17 protein-coding genes and 1 pseudogene are annotated in these 21425 nt (G+C 38.7%); 9 read left to right on the top strand and 9 right to left on the bottom strand.

Annotated features, from left to right (window positions below):
* Window positions 1–230 precede the first annotated feature (230 nt).
* Window positions 231–617, bottom strand: coding sequence for a hypothetical protein (locus ACSLUH_RS03495; protein ID WP_448564629.1), 387 nt, complete (start codon window positions 615–617; stop codon window positions 231–233).
* A gap of 490 nt (window positions 618–1107) precedes the next feature.
* Here ACSLUH_RS03495 and ACSLUH_RS03500 point away from each other — a divergent pair, with 490 nt between their 5' ends.
* On the top strand, window positions 1108–3969 hold the full coding sequence (locus tag ACSLUH_RS03500) for a TonB-dependent receptor plug domain-containing protein (protein ID WP_448564631.1): 2862 nt from the start codon (window positions 1108–1110) through the stop codon (window positions 3967–3969).
* Window positions 3970–4484: 515 nt separating this feature from the next.
* The gene (locus ACSLUH_RS03505) at window positions 4485–4736 is read left to right on the top strand and encodes a hypothetical protein (RefSeq protein ID WP_448564633.1); all 252 of its coding nucleotides are present in this window, start codon (window positions 4485–4487) and stop codon (window positions 4734–4736) included.
* A gap of 90 nt (window positions 4737–4826) precedes the next feature.
* Here the strand turns inward: ACSLUH_RS03505 and ACSLUH_RS03510 are convergent, their stop codons facing one another.
* Together ACSLUH_RS03510 and ACSLUH_RS03515 are read right to left on the bottom strand one after the other, a co-directional pair.
* Complete coding sequence (locus ACSLUH_RS03510; RefSeq protein WP_448564635.1) at window positions 4827–5039, bottom strand: hypothetical protein; 213 nt, start codon at window positions 5037–5039, stop codon at window positions 4827–4829.
* Between the two features lie 372 nt (window positions 5040–5411).
* A complete protein-coding gene (locus ACSLUH_RS03515; protein ID WP_448564637.1) occupies window positions 5412–5750 on the bottom strand; it encodes a PEP-CTERM sorting domain-containing protein in 339 nt (112 codons plus the stop codon).
* A 685-nt stretch (window positions 5751–6435) separates the two neighbouring features.
* Between ACSLUH_RS03515 and ACSLUH_RS03520 the strand changes: the two genes are divergently transcribed.
* Together ACSLUH_RS03520 and ACSLUH_RS03525 are read left to right on the top strand one after the other, a co-directional pair.
* Window positions 6436–7026, top strand: a complete 591-nt coding sequence (locus ACSLUH_RS03520) for a zf-TFIIB domain-containing protein (protein ID WP_448564639.1) — start codon at window positions 6436–6438, stop codon at window positions 7024–7026.
* 33 nt (window positions 7027–7059) lie between these two features.
* On the top strand, window positions 7060–8052 hold the full coding sequence (locus ACSLUH_RS03525) for a 2-hydroxyacid dehydrogenase (protein WP_448564641.1): 993 nt from the start codon (window positions 7060–7062) through the stop codon (window positions 8050–8052).
* 48 nt (window positions 8053–8100) lie between these two features.
* On the opposite strand, the gene ACSLUH_RS03530 is transcribed toward ACSLUH_RS03525, so the two are convergent.
* The 3 genes from ACSLUH_RS03530 to ACSLUH_RS03540 all read right to left on the bottom strand — a co-directional run bounded on the left by ACSLUH_RS03530 (window position 8101) and on the right by ACSLUH_RS03540 (window position 11628).
* The gene (locus ACSLUH_RS03530) at window positions 8101–9078 is read right to left on the bottom strand and encodes a S41 family peptidase (RefSeq protein WP_448564643.1); all 978 of its coding nucleotides are present in this window, start codon (window positions 9076–9078) and stop codon (window positions 8101–8103) included.
* 376 nt (window positions 9079–9454) lie between these two features.
* On the bottom strand, window positions 9455–10684 hold the full coding sequence (locus ACSLUH_RS03535) for a DUF418 domain-containing protein (protein ID WP_448564645.1): 1230 nt from the start codon (window positions 10682–10684) through the stop codon (window positions 9455–9457).
* A 92-nt stretch (window positions 10685–10776) separates the two neighbouring features.
* On the bottom strand, window positions 10777–11628 hold the full coding sequence (locus ACSLUH_RS03540; RefSeq protein ID WP_448564647.1) for a CPBP family intramembrane glutamic endopeptidase: 852 nt from the start codon (window positions 11626–11628) through the stop codon (window positions 10777–10779).
* Window positions 11629–11819: 191 nt separating this feature from the next.
* On the opposite strand from ACSLUH_RS03540, the gene ACSLUH_RS03545 reads away from it, so the two are divergent.
* The 3 genes from ACSLUH_RS03545 to ACSLUH_RS03555 all read left to right on the top strand — a co-directional run bounded on the left by ACSLUH_RS03545 (window position 11820) and on the right by ACSLUH_RS03555 (window position 15190).
* Window positions 11820–12050, top strand: coding sequence for a DUF350 domain-containing protein (locus ACSLUH_RS03545; protein WP_448564649.1), 231 nt, complete (start codon window positions 11820–11822; stop codon window positions 12048–12050).
* 3 nt (window positions 12051–12053) lie between these two features.
* Window positions 12054–12872 (top strand): transglutaminase domain-containing protein, encoded by an 819-nt coding sequence (locus ACSLUH_RS03550; RefSeq protein ID WP_448564651.1) that lies wholly within the window; start codon window positions 12054–12056, stop codon window positions 12870–12872.
* Window positions 12873–13513: 641 nt separating this feature from the next.
* Entirely contained in the window at window positions 13514–15190 is a 1677-nt protein-coding gene (locus tag ACSLUH_RS03555; RefSeq protein WP_448564653.1) for a PPC domain-containing protein, read from the top strand.
* A 134-nt stretch (window positions 15191–15324) separates the two neighbouring features.
* Here the strand turns inward: ACSLUH_RS03555 and ccoG are convergent, their stop codons facing one another.
* On the bottom strand, window positions 15325–16683 hold the full coding sequence (gene ccoG / locus ACSLUH_RS03560) for a cytochrome c oxidase accessory protein CcoG (RefSeq protein ID WP_448564655.1): 1359 nt from the start codon (window positions 16681–16683) through the stop codon (window positions 15325–15327).
* Window positions 16684–16796: 113 nt separating this feature from the next.
* On the opposite strand from ccoG, the gene ACSLUH_RS03565 reads away from it, so the two are divergent.
* A complete protein-coding gene (locus tag ACSLUH_RS03565; RefSeq protein WP_448564657.1) occupies window positions 16797–18206 on the top strand; it encodes an aminotransferase-like domain-containing protein in 1410 nt (469 codons plus the stop codon).
* Between the two features lie 209 nt (window positions 18207–18415).
* Window positions 18416–19597, top strand: a complete 1182-nt coding sequence (locus ACSLUH_RS03570; RefSeq protein WP_448564659.1) for an alpha/beta hydrolase-fold protein — start codon at window positions 18416–18418, stop codon at window positions 19595–19597.
* Between the two features lie 205 nt (window positions 19598–19802).
* Here ACSLUH_RS03570 and ACSLUH_RS03575 read toward each other — a convergent pair whose 3' ends face one another.
* Together ACSLUH_RS03575 and ACSLUH_RS03580 are read right to left on the bottom strand one after the other, a co-directional pair.
* Complete coding sequence (locus ACSLUH_RS03575; protein WP_448564660.1) at window positions 19803–20033, bottom strand: glutaredoxin family protein; 231 nt, start codon at window positions 20031–20033, stop codon at window positions 19803–19805.
* Between the two features lie 1182 nt (window positions 20034–21215).
* Window positions 21216–21374: pseudogene (locus tag ACSLUH_RS03580) on the bottom strand (transposase); the annotation flags it as partial.
* Between the last annotated feature and the right edge of the window lie 51 nt (window positions 21375–21425).

The following is a 21425-nucleotide window of genomic DNA, read 5'->3' on the forward strand; positions in this document are numbered from 1 at the left end:
GGACATTATCGATAAAAAGATTAACGCTTTGTCATTTTATTTTCTGTAGAGTTACCGATTAAATCAAATTGGTAAACTACCTAATTTGATTAATTGGATTTATTTGCAAAGGCGTTAAGTATAAATGAGCGAATGTTATTACCTTAAGCAACAAAATAAGCCATTGCTCTTTTCGTTAAGACTGGGGTTGAGGTTTAAGTAAGGGGTGAGGCCAGAGTTTTAAATCAGTATTAACATCCCTTGGCTAACGCTTCGATATATGCCGTAGCGGCCTCTTTATCTTGAAACGCTTCCATAGGGTAATTCGTTTGCTGGATATACTGGTTGATCATTTGAAGTTGCATTGGGGTTGCACAAGAAAGCGCCATTGCTTGACATGCCTGATCAGTAAAAGACCACTTATATGAACGTGCAATTATTCGCATCACTTTAGGTGATCCTAGTGTCTCAGCATCCAAATAATCGATTCGATACCAATGGCTTAAGTTTTTCATTTCAATGTTTTCGATCAGTTGCTGATAGGCGAGCGAAATGCCTTCGACATTAAAGGGGCCATGCGTAGTTACACTCACAATATTATTATGCCATTGTATTTCTATGTGCCCATGGGCTTCCATTAATCGGCTCTCCAACGTAAATAGCAATTTTAACAACTTAAAGCTTACTACGTGACAATTTACCAAGCCAGCAATCCGCTATCAATATTAATCTAAGTTAAGTTTAAAGCGCACTTTTATTACCCAATAGGTTAAAAACATCATTAACAATCGAAAAAGCGCTTAAAAAAGACTGATTAATTTATTTAAGTGCTTCACATCCAGTGAGTTTTCGATTACTGAAAAGTATGAATAATTCATCTTGCGCTGCAAAAGCTTTAAACTTTTTAGTTGGTGTAAATAGTATCTCCCCTAATTACGAGCGAAAGCACAACATTACGTTAAAAGCATAAAATTTCTGTCTATAACCCTTTGATTTATTTTTGTTTAATGAAATCAGCGGTCCCCTATTACACTTATCAAAAAACTTTTTATTGAAATCAAAATAAAGTATACAATATACTAGCCATTGAAAGGATAAATTATACACTTATACAAAAAGAGGCTTCTCATGAATATTTACGCTGAGAATAATACAACAACAGTTCGCAAAACAATGTTATCACTGGCGATCAGTGCAGCATTATGCTCGCCTAGCGTTTTAGCAGAAGAAACGCAAAATAAAAAGGAAATAGAGCAGCAAATAGAAAAGATCGAAGTAACTGGCTCCCGATTAACGCGAACAACATTCGATGCTCCAAGCCCAACTACGGTGATAAGCGCTGAATCGATCAAGATGACTGGCGCACTAAATATGAATGATTTGTTGTCAACCATGCCGCAATTTGGTAAAGGCTTTGACGCAACAGACGGAAACTATTCTTTTGGTAATTCAGGTATTAACGCGCCAGATTTACGTGATTTGGGCCCAACTCGTACACTAAACTTGGTGAATGGAAAACGCCCTGTTTCAATTACCAATGACGCAAACATTATGCTAACCGATATCGGGGTTATCCCATCGGAACTCGTTGAACGAGTAGAAGTATTAACTGGTGGCGGCTCAGCCGTTTATGGCTCAGATGCCGTTGCAGGTGTTGTTAACTTTATCTTGAAAAAAGACTTTGAAGGTACTTCTGTTCGCTCACAATTAGGCGGAACAGATGCCGGCGGAGCAGCAAGCCGCTCGGTAACATTAACTCATGGCCTAAACTTTAATGAAGGTCGTGGTAACTTTTCAATGTCAGTAGACTATTTTGAACAAGAAGCTCTTTATTTCAAAGATCGTCCTGGCTCAGCGAATACAGTAAGATACATTCCAAATCCAGATGACACTGGTCCTAATGATGGCATTCCAGACCAAATTATAGCAACAGGGTTAACCTTCCCTTCATTTGGCGCAACCGAAAACATGTTCGGTGTTTGGAATGGAGAAACTGGCGGTGCAGACTGGTTCCAGTTAACTGACGGCCAAGCTAGTCTTCGCACGCCTGCAAGCAACATTCAAGATGACTGGTTAGCGCTCGACGGCAGTGGCTTTGATCCGTTGAATTGGGGGATGGCTCGTAATCCTTATGACAGAACTAACGCTTACGCTCGCTTAGGCTACGACTTTGATACTGTATCGATGGCCGTAGACGTTATGTATTCTCGAACAAAATCTGAAGATGAAATCGATCCTTCTTTTGTTTGGGACACATGGCAAACAGTAGATCAACTTAACTCAAATGGTATTGCCATCCCTACAGCGGTTCAAGACACATTGGATGCCTATGGTGATAGTTGGATATTAATTCCTTACACCTTTGATGAAGCGGGTGGACGTGGACATAAAAATGAGCGTGAATATTTTTCGACAAGTTTAACGCTCGAAGGCGATTTAAATGACAACTGGATGTGGGATGTATATGTCACAACGGGGTTTACAAAAGGTGAACTCGCTATACAAAACGCATTAAGAAACGATCGATTTGATAGCAGCAACTTTACCTTAATCGGACCATGTGTAGAAGACAACAGTTGTCCAAGCTTTAGTCCATTCGAGCCAGCTTCTCAAGAAGTGAATGATTACATACTAGCTGATCACAAAACATTCACCGACGTTGTAGGGCATGGTTTTGCTGCTAACCTTTCTGGTGAGGTCTATGAATTACCCGCTGGTGGCATTCAGGTGAGTGCTGGTGTAGAAGTACGCTATGAGAAACTAGACTATCAACCATCTGAATTATGGTCTTCTGGCAAATTGGCGTCACAAAAAACAGGAATTGATAACGCTAGCCGCAATATCAAAGAAGTATACGGCGAGTTCTTGATTCCGGTAGTTTCTGATGTAAGTTTTGCAAAAAGCTTAGAAATTGAAGGTGCATTACGTTACGCGAAGTACTCAACTGAATCTGCCAGTTTTAGTAGTTCAAAGTTAGGGGTTAACTGGGCTATTAACGACGACTTTAGATTCAGAACAACCTACTCACGAGCTGTTAGAGCACCTCAATTAGGTGAAATGTTTGCTGGACTGTCAATTGGCTATTCAGACTTAACCGATCCTTGTGATTCAGATCAAATCAAAGGTGGTCCATCGGATGGCCGAAGAAAAGCAAACTGTCAAGCATTAGGTATTGATGAAGACTGGGATTCAAACCTAAAAGGAAAGCGAGGCAAGGTTATCAGTTCAGGTAACACCAACCTTCGCGAAGAAACGGCAACTACATTCACCGCGGGTATTGTATTTCAACCAACTTACATAGACAATCTAAGGTTATCAGTTGATTATTACGATATCGACCTTGATGATATGATTGTGAGTTTCGGTGCCAGCAGTGTACTTAGTAACTGTGTTGATTTAGAAAGTATCGACAATGAATTTTGTGGTTTAATCGACAGAGATGACAATGGCGATGTTTTATCCGTTGTTGACACCTTCTTAAATGCCGACAACTCTAAGCGTCGTGGTGTCGACGTTGAAGCTGACTATGCAATCGACATGGCGAAAAGCTTTGACTTAGCGGGTACATTTTCATTGGCATTGGGTTTAACACGACAGTTAGAAAACTCATATACTGAGTACGATTATGTTGAAGGAAAGCCTTTAACTACTGAAAGATTAGGAGCTTATTGGGCGCCTAAGTGGAAATCAGATTTACGCGCTACCTATTCATTAGATGACCTATCCATTCGTTGGACGACTAAGTTTACCCAAGGTGGGCAAATAGGTATCGACTTAAACCCTGATCGCTACGAGCAGCAAACACTACAGAACTCCATTATTCATAATCTTTGGGTAGGTTACAATTTAACACCTAAGGCTAATGTTTACGCTGGTATAAATAATGTTACTGATGAAACGTTTTTAGACCACCCGTATACAAGTTGGGGAAGAATTAACTACTCTTTACTTGGAAGAGCCTTCTACGCGGGCATTAACTACTCATTTTAAGAGTATTTATGACTCAATTTAGAAAATCAAAGCGGCCTTAGGGTCGCTTTTCTTTTCTGTCATACTAAACTTCATTGAAAGCATTTCCCTTCCACTTTGTGATATTCAGCATTTTCACAATCCGCCTTATTGCTTAAACAATCATTAATCAAATTTTTCTTATAAATATAAGATATTAGCATCAATTTTTTAACACTTTAGGTTTTTGCCAACTAGTATTTGCAAAAGATAACAATCAACTCCTTACTACATTAAAAGCACATTAGACGAAAAGCGCAAATTACAATAAATTTAATACTGGTTACTATTGTGCGATAGAGGCTCCTTACCAAGCGTATGATGATCGAAACCCGAGTGCGGCTGTTATCAAATGAATCGCCGAATTAGATCTGGATAATGCGTATATCTATCGTTTAAACAAAATAATTTAACACGGTAATGTTATTTTCAACTTCGTTCTGTTCAAGAAAGAGCAATACATCATGCGTTAGAGCGTCAACAGGGTCACATACTATGTGCTTGAAAGCTCACACACTAAGGAGCAAAGTCTTGCTTACTTTGAAAAGAGCCAAATCATTTATGAAGGAGACTTTTTAGAAGTCCCTCGAGATAACACCATTACCCGCCACATGGCGCAAGTGGAAAAAGAATTTATCGAGTTTATCCGCAGTGAAGATTTAGCGATAAAGCGTATTATTGGCCACCACCGCAATAATAATATTTCACCAAAGGTGATGAATGCCTTTTATCAGGCAAATATTCTTTAAATGATAAGTAATAAGCCCAATTTGTACTGGCTAAATTGGGCTTATAGTGGGTTCTAAATAAGAGCACATTGTTATCGCTTTGTTAGGTCATTAATTACGAGGAGGAAATATACCTGCAATACAAATAATATAATGCAATGCTAAATAAGATTGCCTGTTATCGATTGGTGCTCCCTGCCCTTTAACTTGTTCGCTATTTGATATCGAATCCTGCCCCATTAACGTATCAGGAGTTTCATTGGAAAAGCCTACCGTGCTGCTCCCTGCTTCAATTGCAATATAATTTGCTACAGGCGTTGCCATGTTCCCCATCTTTGAGACACATTTGAGTTGTGAAGAAACTTCGTGAACATGCCCAGGCATATGGGCTTCAGTCAAACTATAAGTTTCTTTCCATCCTCGTTGGCCAATTCTCACCGGTGATAAGTTAGGGCCATCCCCTGAGCGTATAGGCGTGCTACCGCGTAAATCGGGTAAGGCAAAAGCTATACGTCCGTCCCCCCATATATCGTACCAATAATCGAAAACAATGATTGATTCTGAGCAATATATCCTTCCATGAGTTTACCTCTTAATGTTGTGTGATTGTGAACTGATATTTCCAATACATATGAAAAGAAGCCATTAGGTGGCAATCTAACAGCTACATGTTGTATCTTATCGCTGAAAAACGAACTAGCGTTTAAGCTTACGAGAGTGCAAAGTGAACAAGCCAATTAACAATAATCGTATTGAGCTTGGTTCTGGAACTGACGTAGGAGGAGTGCTTGCGTCTAGCGTTGTAATTGTTAAGTTTGACGCAATTAAATGGTAGGCATTTAAATTCGATTCACTAACGTCTTTGGTTAACCCATTAGTCAATAAACCTGAACCGCCAATATTTAACTCTACCGCAAATATGCCATCGGTGAGCAAAGAGAAAAAACTACTGTCCAAATCAAAAGTGTATTTCTTGTACTGTGCATCTAATGAACCACCATCAGCTTCAAATAGTTGATCTAACGCATTAGTCAAATCTACTCCATCAAATGCAAAGCTATCTAACTGACTACCTGAGGCACTAGTATCATGATCCTAGATAGCAAATGTAAAACTTGCACTAGTAATGGTATCGGTTATCAAACCGAAGTAGAATAACCATGTAACAGTATCTGATTCAGAGAGTATTTCGTGGCCAATTCTCGAGTCAAAAGGCGCAGACTGACCCGACTGAATTGAAAAAATACTGCCTGCAAAAGTGACGATATCTCCATCAGAAAGCCTCGATGCTCAGTTACCTAAAGTTTGTGTTATAAGGCCAGCTATCACATTTAAAGCAAGTGATAGCAAAGAAATTGAAAGTAGAGTTTTGATTTTTTTAACCATGCCATTTTCATCTTAACAATCCTTATTAATGGCATTAAAAGTGTTTTAATGTCTGAGTTAACTTTGATGTTTACGCAAGTTCTATTCCTTATAAGGGGGAATCTACGCTGACAGGTTGCTATCATTACGAGCGGTAATAATATGTAAAAGTTGCTGATACAATTAACGACCAATTCCTAACTCGTTGTAACTAAATTAGGTTGTTTAAGAGTTCATTACTTTACGCGTTTCTTTATTGCGTTTGGGCAACTCACGTTAACTAAAAACACTGTGGTTAGCCGACTATATTGGTTGTATAATTATACCTTGCAAGCGTTCTTAATGGAGTAAGTTGATGGTTGAGTCAAAATGTCTCTCTTGCCAACATATCGTTAAAGGTAAAGCGGTACATTGCACTATGTGTAATGGAACGATGGAAGTGATCCAAAACGAACGTGATAAACGATGCCCTCGCTGTCAGATCCCTCTTGAAAAACATCATTACCGAGGTTTTGAACTCGACAATTGTCAAAAGTGTCATGGAATCTGGCTTCAACCCAACGAGTTTGCTGTTCTGACGACAGAGTTTGATGTCTATAAAGACGAAGCCAGCGATCCCAATTACGTTCGCCCCGCATTACCAAAAAGCGAAGGATATCTTCCTTGTGCCAATTGTCAAAAAATCATGACTAGACGCAATTTCAAATCGATATCTGGCGTGTTAATCGATTCTTGCATCCATTGTGGTATTTGGTTAGATAAAGGAGAATTACAAAGCATGCGTAACTTTATCGCCAGTGGTGGTCTTGATAAACAACAAGATAACAAACTCGTTTCACAAGAGCTAAAAACTCAGGCGTTAAATGACAGAGTTTCTGATTTAGAGATGATGGAAAAAACGCTTAACAAATTTAGTTTAAAACGGATTTTCTTCAGAGGATTTTAACTAAGAAATTCCCGATATAAAGGAGGCTGACCTATGAATAAAATCGCTGTCTATAGTAGTAAAAGCTATGATATTGAATATTTGCAACGCTTTAATAACGGTGCAGATTTACAATTTTCGTTTATTGAAGCAAAGCTTTCCATTGAAACAGTTGAACTGGCCAAAGGACACGACGCACTGTGTATTTTCGTTAATGATGATGCCAGTGAAGCTGTTCTTAACTTACTAAAAACAATGGGAATATCAATCATCGCATTGCGTTGCGCTGGCTTTAACAATATCAATATCAAAGTTGCTCAGTCTCTAGGGTTTGAAATTTGTCGGGTACCAGAGTATTCACCAGAGGCGGTTGCTGAACACACCATCGGCTTAATGCTGACACTCAATCGTAAATTTCACAAAGCTTATAACCGAGTGAGAGAAGGAAATTTTTCTTTGCAAGGACTGATGGGGTTTAACTTACACAAAAAAATTGTTGGCATTATCGGTACGGGTCGTATCGGTTTGGCAACAATAAAAATCCTCGCAGGCTTTGGTTGTCAAATCATTTGTTGCGATCCAATAGAGAGTGAACAAGTAAAGGCTGTTGGGGCAACGTACGTGAGCTTAGACGAATTACTACGCTTAAGTGATATTGTCAGTCTGCATTGTCCTCTTACCCCACAAACCCATCACCTGATCAATCAAGCCGCTATCGATAAGATGAAAAGTGGCGTAATGCTAATAAATACCAGTCGCGGCGCTCTGATTGATAGCCAAGCACTCATCAATAGCTTAAAACGTCAAAAGCTCGCTCTGCTTGGTTTAGATGTTTATGAATTAGAAAGCGATATTTTCTTTGAAGATCACTCTAACACGATTATTCAAGACGATATTTTCGAGCGATTAGTCTCTTTTCCTAATGTTTTAATTACCGGTCATCAAGGCTTTTTTACACAAGAAGCGATGGAAACCATCGCTAAAACAACATTGTCGAATCTAGATTTGTTATTGAAAGGACAAAAGTCAGGTAATGAGCTGTTTTAATCCCCCTCACACACATGGCTAATGGGGGATAAACACCATATTTAGCAATTACATCAACGCTCTAATGCGATCGAGCGTAAAGGCTAAGCTTTCTTCCTTACTAACTTCAATGTCAGGAGTGATCCCGATGCCTTCCCATCCTAATCCATTAACCGGATGGAATGTACCTCCCATAGGTAAAAATAGCGAATAACCATCAGTTAATTGCGCAATCCCACCCCAATGACCATACCCTGCGGTGGTATTACCAATCAGAATTCCCCGACCAGTCGCCTTCATCGACATCGCGAAATGTTCTCCTGCTGAGTATGTTTCTTCACTGACTAACAAGTAAACAGGTTTATCTTTATAAAAAGTAGCAAACTCATTCGGTGTACTTATTTTTTTCGTTCTTTTACCATCATTCATATGAGGTGAAAACGTCGTTACCATATGCGTCGGTTCACTAAATAAAAAGCTAGTAATTTCATTAATATCTTCGGGGCTTCCACCTCGATGGTTTTGAATATCAAACACAATAGCATTGGTATCTTTCATTGCTTTCATCGCATCATGAATAGCGGCAATCGACTCCGGTGTCCCGGGAAACGATCCAAGCTTTAAGTACCCTATATTGTCCGCTAGCACTTTTGCCGAAATAAGCCCACTTGTGTTTTGTTGTTGATGCCCATTGCCACTTTCGTGATTGCTTTTTCGCTTTTTACGTTTCTGTTTCTCCCCCGGCGCAAACACTTTTAGGTGTTTATCAGGATAGACTGCCTGTAACATGTTAGTGATTGCTTTTGATGCCGATTTCTCATCACTAACATTGGCCAGACAGTCTTCCTTTATGCATTGCTCTAACGCCATTTTATACTTTGGCGCAACTTCAGGGATAACAAAACCTTTGACTAATGACTCACTAACTTCTTGAAAAAGTTGACCATAGTTGGCTTTAGTAAAATTATTTTCTAACGATTGCGCACAAAGGGTAAAGGATAACGCTGCACTTAATAAGCTGCATGCAAATATTGGGGATTTAACCATAACTTCCTCTTGAGTTTCTTATTAAAATGAGTATCGTGTCCACTAGTTACAGCAACTTTTACGCCACCCTTAAAAAACACCTAACTCATTGATAAAAATTACATTATTTATAATTTACTAGCGTATGGATAAATTTAAGCTGATACCGATTTCCTCAAATCGGGAACAGATTACTTATTTGAGTACAGGGATAGTTTAGTTAATAGGATATTTTTGGGGATAATGGGTATGTGTTATGTGGTGTGAAAGCAGTATATGACGGGTAAGCAAAAATCAATGATATTCCACTCAAAAGTGCAAAAGAAGTATCTAATATTTTAAAAGTAAAAGAGCGTCATAGACGCTCTTTAATTACTAAGCAGTTCTCACTCGGTAACTATGCAGTTACTGCGCTCTTTTTTAACTGAGGCATTTGACCGTAAGTTAAGGTTCGCCATAACCACTCAAATGGGCCGAATCTAAAACGATTCATCCAAAATGTTGAAAAGAACAGTTGGAAAACCCAGATACCAACAACGACACCAAGTTGTTCGATGCGTTCAAAGCTACCGTAGTAACCCAGTCCCCAGCCGTAAAAAATAAAACCACAAATGATTGTGTGCATTAAATAATTGCTCAGCGCCATACGACCAACATTAGCCAGGGCACCTTTAACACTTGCCAAAATCGTTGAACGCGCAAATATCATTAACAAGCACATATAACCATAGGCCATCAAAATACTTCCCCAGTAATTAAACTGAGTACCCAAAAACATTTGTTCAAATTGCCAGTTTTGTACAAAGTTTTCGGTTAATTCAATATCTATCGCCACGACAGCAATAATGATACTTACCGCACCGCTGATCCACAGTGTTTTGTTGGTGAATCGTTTACCAAAAAAGTCCATTTTATATAACGCCATTCCAACCATCATTAAACCGACTATTCTGAACAAATAAAAAAAGAGGTTTGTATGCATTTTGCTCGCCATCAAATGTCGAGTATCCATCTGGCCAATCCATGATGATAGATTACTCGAAAGATTCTGCTGAACCGCTTCAGCACTAGGCGCCCACATTACCTTCATCGCTTCAATATCTTTCGCTTCCAAATCCGGCAATAAAATTCCATAAGCCCACATCATTAGCGAGGTGATCGAAATTAAAATAAATCCGACAATCATCAACTTTTTAACCGACAGATTTCTAGCCGTATAAGCAATCATGCCAGCAATCGCATAAGGTAATAAAATATCACCAAACCAGAGTAAATAAGCGTGAGCTATACCAAACATTGCCAAAATAAACATCCGCTTATAATGAGTTTTACCAGGGCTACCACCTTTTTTTATGATATTGTCGGCCATCAGCATAATGGAACAGCCAAACAACAATGAAAAAATAGTCATAAATTTTTGATTAGCAAAGATATGAGAAAAGTAGTAAACGTAGTAGTTTACTCCGGTTAAATCACCGTAGGCAGTTGGGTTACTATACGCAGCAAAAATCATTGAAAATGCTTGGATATTCATAATCAAAATACCCAGCAAAGCAACACCTCTGATAACATCAATAGCAACGATACGCTCTTTAGGCGTTCTTGGGGCTTGGGTTTGAAACTCCATGTAGACCTCTTTTTAAAATAAACAGTATATTAACAGTCCTCCAAAATGCAAAAACATTACAGTAATTAAAAAATATATTTATTTTTACTTATTTAAACAGCGAGCGGATAGGTAAAAAAGAGAAAATGAATAGCATTTACCACAAAATGACTTAATATCGCATATACCAGTTTTCCGGATAGTTGATAAACAAGACCATAAAGCATACCCGCTAACGTTGCGACTAAAACGTAAGCGATACCACCACCAAAATGCGCAACGCCAAAAAGCACACTGCTAATGGCTAACGCTAAGATAGGCTGAGTAACTTCAGATAACCGATTAAGCAATAAACCTCTAAAGAACACTTCTTCTGCAACACAAGTTAATAGCAAATTGTTAAGTAAAAATATCCACCACCAAGCAGGAATACCAACCTCAACGGTAATTAAATTTAGCAGTAATGCCAACGTAAAAATCATGGTAGTTAACCCGACCAGTACACTGATTTTCAAGGAGTTACTGAAACAATCTTGGTATTGCGCAGTGTTTGTTTTTAATATCGTAGGAAATAACGTTAGTAGCACAAATACTAATAATGGCTTATCAATATTTAAATACATGGTATAAGCACTACTTTTTGAACCTTTGTAGGTGCCTTCCAATAGTAAAAGGTTATTAAATCCTGGGAGTAGATGAGCAGCCAAAAGAATACAGGCCAATATGATAACAGCAACAATTATCCGTCTTAAAAAGGTTAACTGTGTGATTCTTCCAATGTAGGCCAAGACAAATAGCCCACTGAGAATAAGAAAGCCCGACAATTCAATCGCGTCAAAGGCAAAAGCACTTCCTAGACAGACCACAAGTAATATTGGCCAAATACTACGATTGAATAATAAAGAGATTAAGGTTATCGCCAAAGCAACCCAAGGGATAATTTGAAAAGTATACAGCTGTTCCATTAGCAAAAATCGTTACAAGCAAAAAAGTATCATGAGCCAAAACACCTGATGATAACCGATAGTGTTATGGTTGAATGTTGATTGCAGAGCATACACTCAGTGATACGTGTATACCAGCATTCAATTTACAAAAAATTCACAAAACCGAAGACTTTCGATATAGTGTTGAAAACTCAAACTTAAGGACAACCATGGAATTCGATTTTCTCAGTGCAAGCCTGATTAACTTACTGATTAACCTCGCCTATACTTTTATTTCACTTCTCGTCGCAGTTTTCGCTCTAGTGGTTATTGATAAGAAGCTTTTAAAAAATGTCGATATTCAACAAGAGCTCAAGAATAATAACATTGCGGTAGCGATCTTTGCGTCTTCCATTATGCTTTTTGTTGCGTTAATTATTAGTTTTGGTTTGCAATCCTAATCCATGAAGAAATTGCTATTTTTTGCCACACTTTTCTCCGTTTTCATTATTGCGAAATATGACAAGCCAACAGCTAATAATGATTTCGATCAGCGACTATTGTGGAAATCTCAGCATGCACAAAAAAATATCAGCAGTCGCTTTACTAGCAATCGTTTTCAACGAGGAAAGATCACGGCACTGACCGATAACTCATCATTGTCAGAGAGCAAAATGCATGAAATTGTCGAGAGGTACAGTAAAGGATACCCTGAGCGATCTTCTTACATTTTAAAATGGCGAGATTCTGCAGGAAAAACCATTTCCCTAAGTGCTTTAGGTATCGATTGGCAGCATCATTTTGCCAACAGCTATTTAGTTGGCTTCCGACCATTTGCCGTTGAAAACAAGTGGCTACCTCTTTATGCCATCGCCCAATTAAAAACTTATCAAACTGATGACTTGCAATATGGCGTTCCTGAAATGTGGCAAAATTCGGCGCAAGCGTATGTGACACCCAGGGGGGACTGTGAAGATCATGCATTAATCTTAGCGGATTGGCTTATCGCTGAAGGTATCGATGCTAGAGTTGTTGCCGGTTCCTATAAGGGTGGTGGTCATGCATGGGTAGTAGCAATAATTGATGATAAAGAATTCATCTTAGAAGCTACCAGCAAGCGAAAATATAACAACTGGAACCACTACCCTTTAGCGAGCCTAGCACAAGAATACCGACCAGAATTTATGTTTAACCGACAGCAATTCTGGCTAAATAACAATTTACACATCACTGATAACTACCGTGGTACTCACTGGCAAGAAGTCAGTCACTTTACACCATAATAAAGTGAGTAATTTTAGAGTTGGTTGGAACATGCAGACAATTAATATGACATCAATTATCGACTTAGATGGTTTAAACACTTGAAAAAAAGTCAAATAACACGGAGACGGCTATTGCATCAAGGTGTCGATATCAATACAAGCATTTGAATAAAAGATTCCTCCATCTAGTAAATATTGTTGACACACTTTTAGAACGAGTGCCGAAAAATGTAGGATAATTTAAAGGAAAAACGATTAGATTTTTGTCGCTATGCTCATCGAGCAAATTAAAGCATGAATAAAAGAAACCCAACAAGTGCTAAACCAACACCATCAGATATTAACTATCAAGCTTAAAGCATTAGATAACTGACCTTAAAAACCTCCATATTATAACTTAAGCAATGCTTTATAACTTCGACTTAACTACCGTTTTACGACCTATCTAAAAAGTCTCGCCGTAGATAACTTTTTTATACATATTTTTCAAGCACGCCAAACCTACGTAACACTTTTTTTACACTTAAATGACAATTAATTCACCATAAAAACACTTTTTTTTAAAATATATTTTATTCTACATTTACGAGCATCGATCTTTTCTTTGTTTAAGAAATCTTGCTCTAAAAAACAAAATAACTAAAGAAAATGGAGAGAATATGATTTACGTACCCAAAACAAAGGATAATTTGTCCTTTTCGAGGACACTCGGCCTTGTCGCCTTAGCTGTTAGTGTCAATGCACATGCTAGTGATGAAGTTGCTCACTCGGTCTTATCAAGTGAGCAAGGGCTCACGCAACTTACTCAAAGCCTATCGCCAGATCTGAGTAACAATACGACGATAACGGTCTCTGGTGGCCAAGGTGAATGGCAGCACTATTCCATTGCGCTTCCAGCGTGGGCAACTGACCTTTTAGTGACCACCCAAGGAGGATCAGGCGATGGAGATCTTTATTTAAGATTCAATCAAGAACCGACACTAAATGACTGGGATTGTCGCCCTTATGCAGATGGTAATGATGAATCTTGCCGTGTTGATACTCCTAGTCCCGGTAACTACTTCGTTAGCATTCGTGGATACCGCAGTTTTAGTAATGTTCAATTGTCTGTGAGCTATGATGAAGAAAATGAGCCTCGTTCAAACGAATTAGAAAATGGTCAAACGGTAGATTCACTTGGCGACCAACGGGGTAATTGGCAATATTTTACCTTCGATGTTCCAGAGAACGCGCTATCTGCTAACGTTATTATGGAAGGTGGTTCTGGTGATGCTGATCTTTATGTTCGATTTGCAAACCAACCTGACAAAAACAATTGGGATTGTCGCCCTTATCGTAATGGTAATAGTGAACAATGTAATTTTGAGAGCCCCAGTGCTGGAACATATCACATTGGCCTGAATGGCTACCTTGATTATGACAACGTTAGTTTAGTTGCCAATTATGTAATCGATGACAATGATGATGACGACAATCCGCCAGCAACAGGTTATTGTTATTCGGAAGATGTAAACTTTACCGCGAGTCTTAGCCAAGTAAAAGCTAACTTTACTGGCAATAACTGGCTACAAACCATAAAAGATATTTATCAACTGCGTTGGCCTAGTGGTGTAAAGTTAGTAACCGCACAACAAAATGATCAATACTTTGATCAATTTGTAAAAAAGGAAAGTTTCAACAAGCTCGCAGAATCGTTAATGGTCGCAATACATGAAGAAACTCACATGTATGATCTCGACGCAAGCCGCAGCGATTGGAATAACTATATTTCAGCGTTTATTAATGAGCAATGGCAACCCGAGATTTCTGTCGGTGACGGTTTCCCGCGCAATGAAATATTATCGTTAATTCAAGGTGATGCAACGAAAACGTGGGATGATTTATATTTACGCGATGCACAGTTAGGTGAATATAAAATGCAAGGTGTATTAACTGAGCTTAATGCCGGATTGACTGGCCTAATTGGTGTTGGTGTTGTTGGTGAATTTGTTGAAGGGGTTGAAGCAAGTAATGCTCAAGACTCTGCTGCAGCTTATATGTATCACTTGCAACTTTACCTAAGACAAGCCAAAGCAAATCACGTTGGCTTTTATAACGAAATTAAAGCGGATCAAAAACTTCGAGAGTTTTTCGTAATACAGTGGTTGCGTTTGCATTATTACCTCGATATCACCAAACAACACGATAAGTTAAAGACCAATATTGATGAAATTTTAACGTTGATTCATCAACCACAAAATGTACAAGCCCTCGAAGAATTTACGGGTTATAGCTTTACGTTGGAAGATAATGCTAATTGTTTATCAGATGATCAAGCATTCAACCCGTCATTTTAAGCTAAACTTATCTAACACCAGATAGCAATTAAAAAACATGCTATTTACTTCTTAAAACAGTCGCAAATATGCGACTGTTTTTATAAGGATCATACTGATTATTTTACCTCATTAAGTTAAACAATCCCCTAACCTTAACGTCCAACGTAAAAACTGACTTGTTTATCTACCACATCACCGGTATTACTAGCCACTATCGTAAGTGTTAGTTTTCGTACCCCGTTAGCACTGCTATCGCTAAGAATGGCAACAACAGGAATTATTGCCAATTCTTTAGGGGCAATTGACACCTGATACGTTTTATCTAAGGTGAAAGTATCTGAATTATTGGCTTCGATTAAAATGTTTTGGGCAAAAGGTGCCTTATTTCTAATTTTTACGACATAGGTATTTTCAACATTGCCTTGATGATCTATTCGAAATAAAGCATTTCGATCGCGAATCACATTAACCTCCAAACTTTGCCAGTTAACCGCCCAAACTCCCATAGACATGGCTAAAAGCGCTAAGGTGACAATATAGCTCACGTGATGTTTGGTGCTTACGGCAACTTTATTAGAAAAACTGATCAAGTTATTTTGATAACCAAATTTTTCCATCGTTTGATTACAGGCATCAATACATAAACCGCAATGGATACAGTCATACTGTAAACCATCCCTAATATCGATACCAACGGGGCATACTTCAACACATAGATTACAATCAACACAATCTCCTAACTCATTTGGTTTTACAATGTTTCGCTTACGTTTACCACGTGATTCGCCGCGAGTTTGGTTATAAGTGATTAACTTTGTGGCGTCGTTAAACATTGAGGATTGAAAACGTGAATAAGGACACATGTGTTGGCACATTTTCTCTTTTATCCAACCGGCATTAAGGTACGTACAAACCATAAAAAACAATACCCAGCCAACAATTATCGGAGAAGATTTAAAGGTGAAAAACTCAAGGTAAAGCTCTTCTACTGGAACAAAATAAGAGATAAATACCAGTGAAGTCAGCAATGAAATCAGCAACCAAATGCTATGTTTTACCACCTTAATGGCGAGTTTTCTCATACCCCAGTTAGCCTTATCCAGTTGTTTACTTTTATTGGCACTTCCTTCAATACGACGCTCTACCCAATTGAACATTAGCATCCAAATGGTTTGCGGGCAGGCAAAACCACACCACACTCGTCCATATAAACTACTGATGTAAAACAATGCAAATGCTGCAAAAGCAAATAACAAACTAAAAATAACCATGTCTTGTGGAAAAAGAACAAAAGAAAAAAGTTGCAGCGTTTGTTGCTCAACATCGAAGAGTACCGCTTGATGTCCTTGGAAGCGAATCAGTGGGATAACGACAAAAAATAGCATTAATATCGTCGATAGATAACGTCTTAGCTTTTGAAAAAAGCCAAATTGTTCACGAATGTAGATCTTGGCCTCATTGGCTTTGCTTAGTACTATCAAATTATCAGGATCAAGGTATTTGGATGTCATTGCATTACTCCTGCACATTCATAAATAAAGGAGTATAATTCGATAAACTGTCACCAATAGGTACAGTAATAAAATTGATAATAGAGACAGATGAAATACAAGAAGGTTGTCAGGTGAAACAATATAAATATGAATCCGTAGCTTCAGATATCAACCAAAAAATCATCTCTGGTTATTGGAAGTATGGAGAAAAACTTCCCTCAATACGTGCATTGGCACAGCAGCTAAAACTTTCAAAAATATCGATTCAAACAGCATTACAATTATTAGAACAAAGACATATTGTTGAAGCTAAGCCCAAATCTGGATATTACGTTACTTACGTTGATAACAAACTCAATGAAAAGCCGTTAACATTGCGGCAATTAGCCCCTAAATCAGTCAAAATGCCCGACTTGTTTTTAGATATCATGGAACATAGTGCGGCATTTGATATCAGTCCACAATATGGTTTACACCATCCCCCCAGTAAAGCGTTGGAAAAACTGACCCGATGTTTAACTCGAGCTCACCGTGAACAGCCTTATTCAAAATCAGTTTATTATTCAACACCAGCGGGATTGAAATCACTTCGAGAGCAGATTGCTCTGCATTATAAAAAGCGCGATTTAATAGTTAATGCTGACGATATTTGTATTACCTCTGGTTGCCAAAATGCGCTCTATCTATCTTTACAATGCATTTGTAGACCTGGCGATACCGTTGCGGTTGAAAGCCCGGCTTTTTATGGGATCCTGCAATTGTTACAACACCTTGGTTGTAAAATCATTGAAATAACAAGCTCCCCTACTCAAGGAATGGATATTGATGAATTAACTAAAGCGGCAACAAAATGGCCGATTAAAGCCTGCATCATTACACCAAATTTTGCGACACCCACAGGTGCAAAATTACCAAGCTCATCGCAACAAAAATTGCTCGTGCTAGCAAAAAAATTTAACTTTACCATTATAGAAGACGACGTTTACGGTGACTTAGGTTTTCATCAGTCAACGCCACCATTATCAGCACGTGATCGTGAAGGCCAAGTCATCTTATGTGGCTCTTTATCTAAATCACTTTCAAGGGACTTACGCATTGGTTGGGCTATCAGTGGCAAGCATATTGAAAAAATAAAGCAGGCTAAACTTGTGCAGCAGTTAGCAACAAGCCAAACGGTGCAACAAGGGGTCAATCAATTTCTAGCCCAAGGTCACTACGAGCGACACCTGCAAGGTTATCGTCCTCAATTACTTAGACAAAGAGATGAACTATTGTTCGCCATCAAAGAGCATTGGCCATTTCCAGTGCGTTATACTGTGCCTGATGGAGGCTTATCGCTTTGGGTTCAGCTCCCAAGCAAGATCAACGCTCTTGATTTGTACCGCTCGTCATTTGCAAAAGGCATTATTATTACCCCTGGATGTTTGTTCTCAAGTAGAAACGCTTTTAGCAATTTTATCCGATTAAGCTTTGCTCACAAAATAACCGAGCATCGATTACATGCGATACAAACTCTTGGCCAAATAATAAATCAAACATAATCAGATAAGCGTTGCCTATAGTAAACTTAGCTATGAACCTAAATGAATGCTCGTACGCCAATTTCAAGGTAACGACATCTCGATATCTCTCTGCCCGTAACTAATTACATAACATTCTCTTTCAAAAAAACCTTGGCATTGTCTAAAAAACAATCTACGATAAATGTCGTAGTAAATATAAAAATAGTATATGAAAAGGAAAGCAATTTATGACAAGAATATTCATGTTAATCTTACTGATACTCCCCTCGCTTACCATAGCAAAGAGTAATGACCTCACTATCGGTCAATCAATAAAGATCGAATCTAAAATACTCAATGAAACACGTACCATTCAAGTTCACTTACCAAGAAACTATGAAAGTGATAACAAAAAATATCCGGTACTTTATTTAACCGATGGTCCATACAACTTTAAACACACGGTCGGTTCAGTGGATTTTCTTGCTGAAAATGGTCGTACACCACATATGATTGTTGTTGGTATTGGCAACACTGATCGGGCAAGAGATCTTACTCCGAGTGTACTGAGCTCAAAAAAAGATAAAGAAGTATTTAAAACAGCCGGGGGAGCTGATAACTTTTTAAAATTTTTTGAACAAGAGCTTATCCCTTACATCGAACGAAACTACCGTACTCAACCGTATCGAATATTTAGCGGTCACTCTTTTGGTGGGCTATTCGCGATTCATGCGTTCTTAACTAAACCTGAATTATTTAACGCATATATTGCTGTTAGCCCGAGCTTATGGTGGGATGATCAACGACTAATATCGCTAGCGAAAGACAAATTTAGTACCACAGACTTCAATGGGCGCACGTTGTTCGTCACCATGGCCGACGAAGGCGAAAACATGATTACTCCATATGAGAATTTTCTTAATGCCGCTAAGCAAAGCCAAGTGAAAGGTTTGACTTTAATTAACAAAGAATTTGATGATGAAGATCACGGTTCAACTGGCTTACGCAGTCAGTATTTTGGCTTAAAACACATTTGGAACGATTGGCATCTTCCATTTGAAACGATGAAAGAAGGTTTAGCAACTGTCATTTCTCATTATCAACATATCAGTAAACGATTTGGCTTTGAAGTTCCTGTAACCGAAGCACTTATCAATAATGTCGGCTATTATGCACTTTCAGAGAAAGATTATGAAGGGGCAATCGAAGCTTTTACCTACAACGTTAAACACTTCCCTGAATCTGCCAATGTTTACGATAGCCTTGCTGATGCATATGAAGCCAAAGGTGAACTAAATCTGGCGTTGGAAAACTACACAAAAGCGGTAGAACTTGCTAAAGATGAAGACCGTAATAAGGCGGTGTTTACCAAGAATAAAGCGCGAATTGAAAAACGGTTAACTGAAGAAACACAAACTACTAGTGAGTAATTTGTTTACCTAGTACCTTTCCTACGCCTATTAGAATGAGTGTAAGAAATAATGCTGCATAACTATTTATCTATTCTAGCAATATTTCACCAATGGCAGCATCATGGAAGAGGGAAAATAGCTTGTTTCCCTCTTCCAACTCCCTCAGCGCCCAATTTAGCGAGAATATAATTATTTACCGGCGCTTTATAATTTGCGCCATTAATTAATGCTCACCATAGAGTTTTTTAAAATTCTTAAGATTCCAGCCTATCATAACTTCATTGCCAATTTTAAGCACCGGAACAGAGCGCGCGCCAATGGCGTCAAGCTCTTTTCTGCCACGTTGCATTTTTGCATTGGTTAATCGGTATTGAATGCCATGATCATCTAGGTATTTTTTTGCTTCACGGCAATGTGGGCATTTATCTGAAATATATAACACAACGCGTTTCATGGTTGACCTTTAAGCTATATTTTATCGTCAGTATTTTACGTAAATCCGCTTGTTGATAGAAGCAACTTTGTTCAAGAATTAGTGTCAAGCATGGTGTTTAATTTTAATCTGGATAAATCTATTGGAAAAATGCTTTCTAGCTTGGTGATCTTCTCAAGCCATATTGCGGCGGTGGCCGCAGCACGAAAGAGGGAAAAATCGCTTGTTTCCCTCTTTCAACTCCCTCAGCGCCCAATTCAGCGGAAACCTTTGAAAATTAACGAACGTTTCACTCGATTCCTACCGATTTATCATCCATGAACAGCGGTAGCCCTCGACGTCCTTGTCTCGGGTCGAGTGTCACTTTGTTAGTTAATTTTCAAACCGCTTCAATGAGAATGGTTCAAATCCGCCCTGATCACTGCAATAGCAAACATTGAGAATACAAATACAAACCCAAATGCAACGAGATTAATCACCAAACTTAAACAAAGTACAAACCTGCTTAGTAAAATGTCTGGATGAACAATAAATTTCAGCTATTGCTTGCAAGGATAGCAAGCAAAGTTCAGTTAGCACAGGGAAGTGCTATCTGAACGTTAGCTCAATAAATTTATTGTTCAGTAAGAAAAACATTTTACAGCAGCGCGCGGGAAGTCCAGAGGGGGCTTAGCGCAAAGCCCCTTCTGGGTCGACAACAAGGATGTCGGAGGTAGAGCAACGCAGGAGCAGTTGCCGAGCTGTCGCCACAGCGACAATATAATCAGAAAGCAACCTCGACGATCAGAAGTATTTTTTCTGATAAATACTTTCTTATTTGATGAACCTACTAGCACCATTGCGGCGGTGGCCGCAGCACGAAAGAGGGAAAATCCGCTTGTTTCCCTCTTTCATCTCCCTCAGCGCCCAATTCAGCGGAAACCTTTGAAAATTAACGAACATTTCACTCGATTCCTACCGATTTATCATCCATGAACAGCGGTAGCCCTCGACGTCCTTGTCTCGGGTCGAGTGTCACTTTGTTAGTTAATTTTCAAACCGCTTCAATGAGAATGGGTCAAATCCGCCCTGAACACTGCAATAGCAAACATTGAGAATACAAATACAAACCCAAATGCAACGAGATTAATCACCAAACTTAAACAAAGTACAAGCCAGTAGTTTTTTGAGCTTATTATTCTCTGATTCAAGCTCTTTGAGTCACTTAGCTTCATTGACTTCCAGCCCTGCGTATTTGCTACGCCAATTGTAGAAAGTACCTGGGGATATGCCCATTTCTCTACAAATGTTATCGACCTTAGCTCCAGCCTCGTGCTGTTTGATCGCTCGGATGATTTGTTCTTCTGTGTAACGTTTCTTCATTTTGAGATCTCCATTGTCTCCAGTTTATTGGAAATCTCATCAAAGTCATGG

The sequence above is a fragment of the Thalassotalea ganghwensis genome, assembly GCF_053485795.1.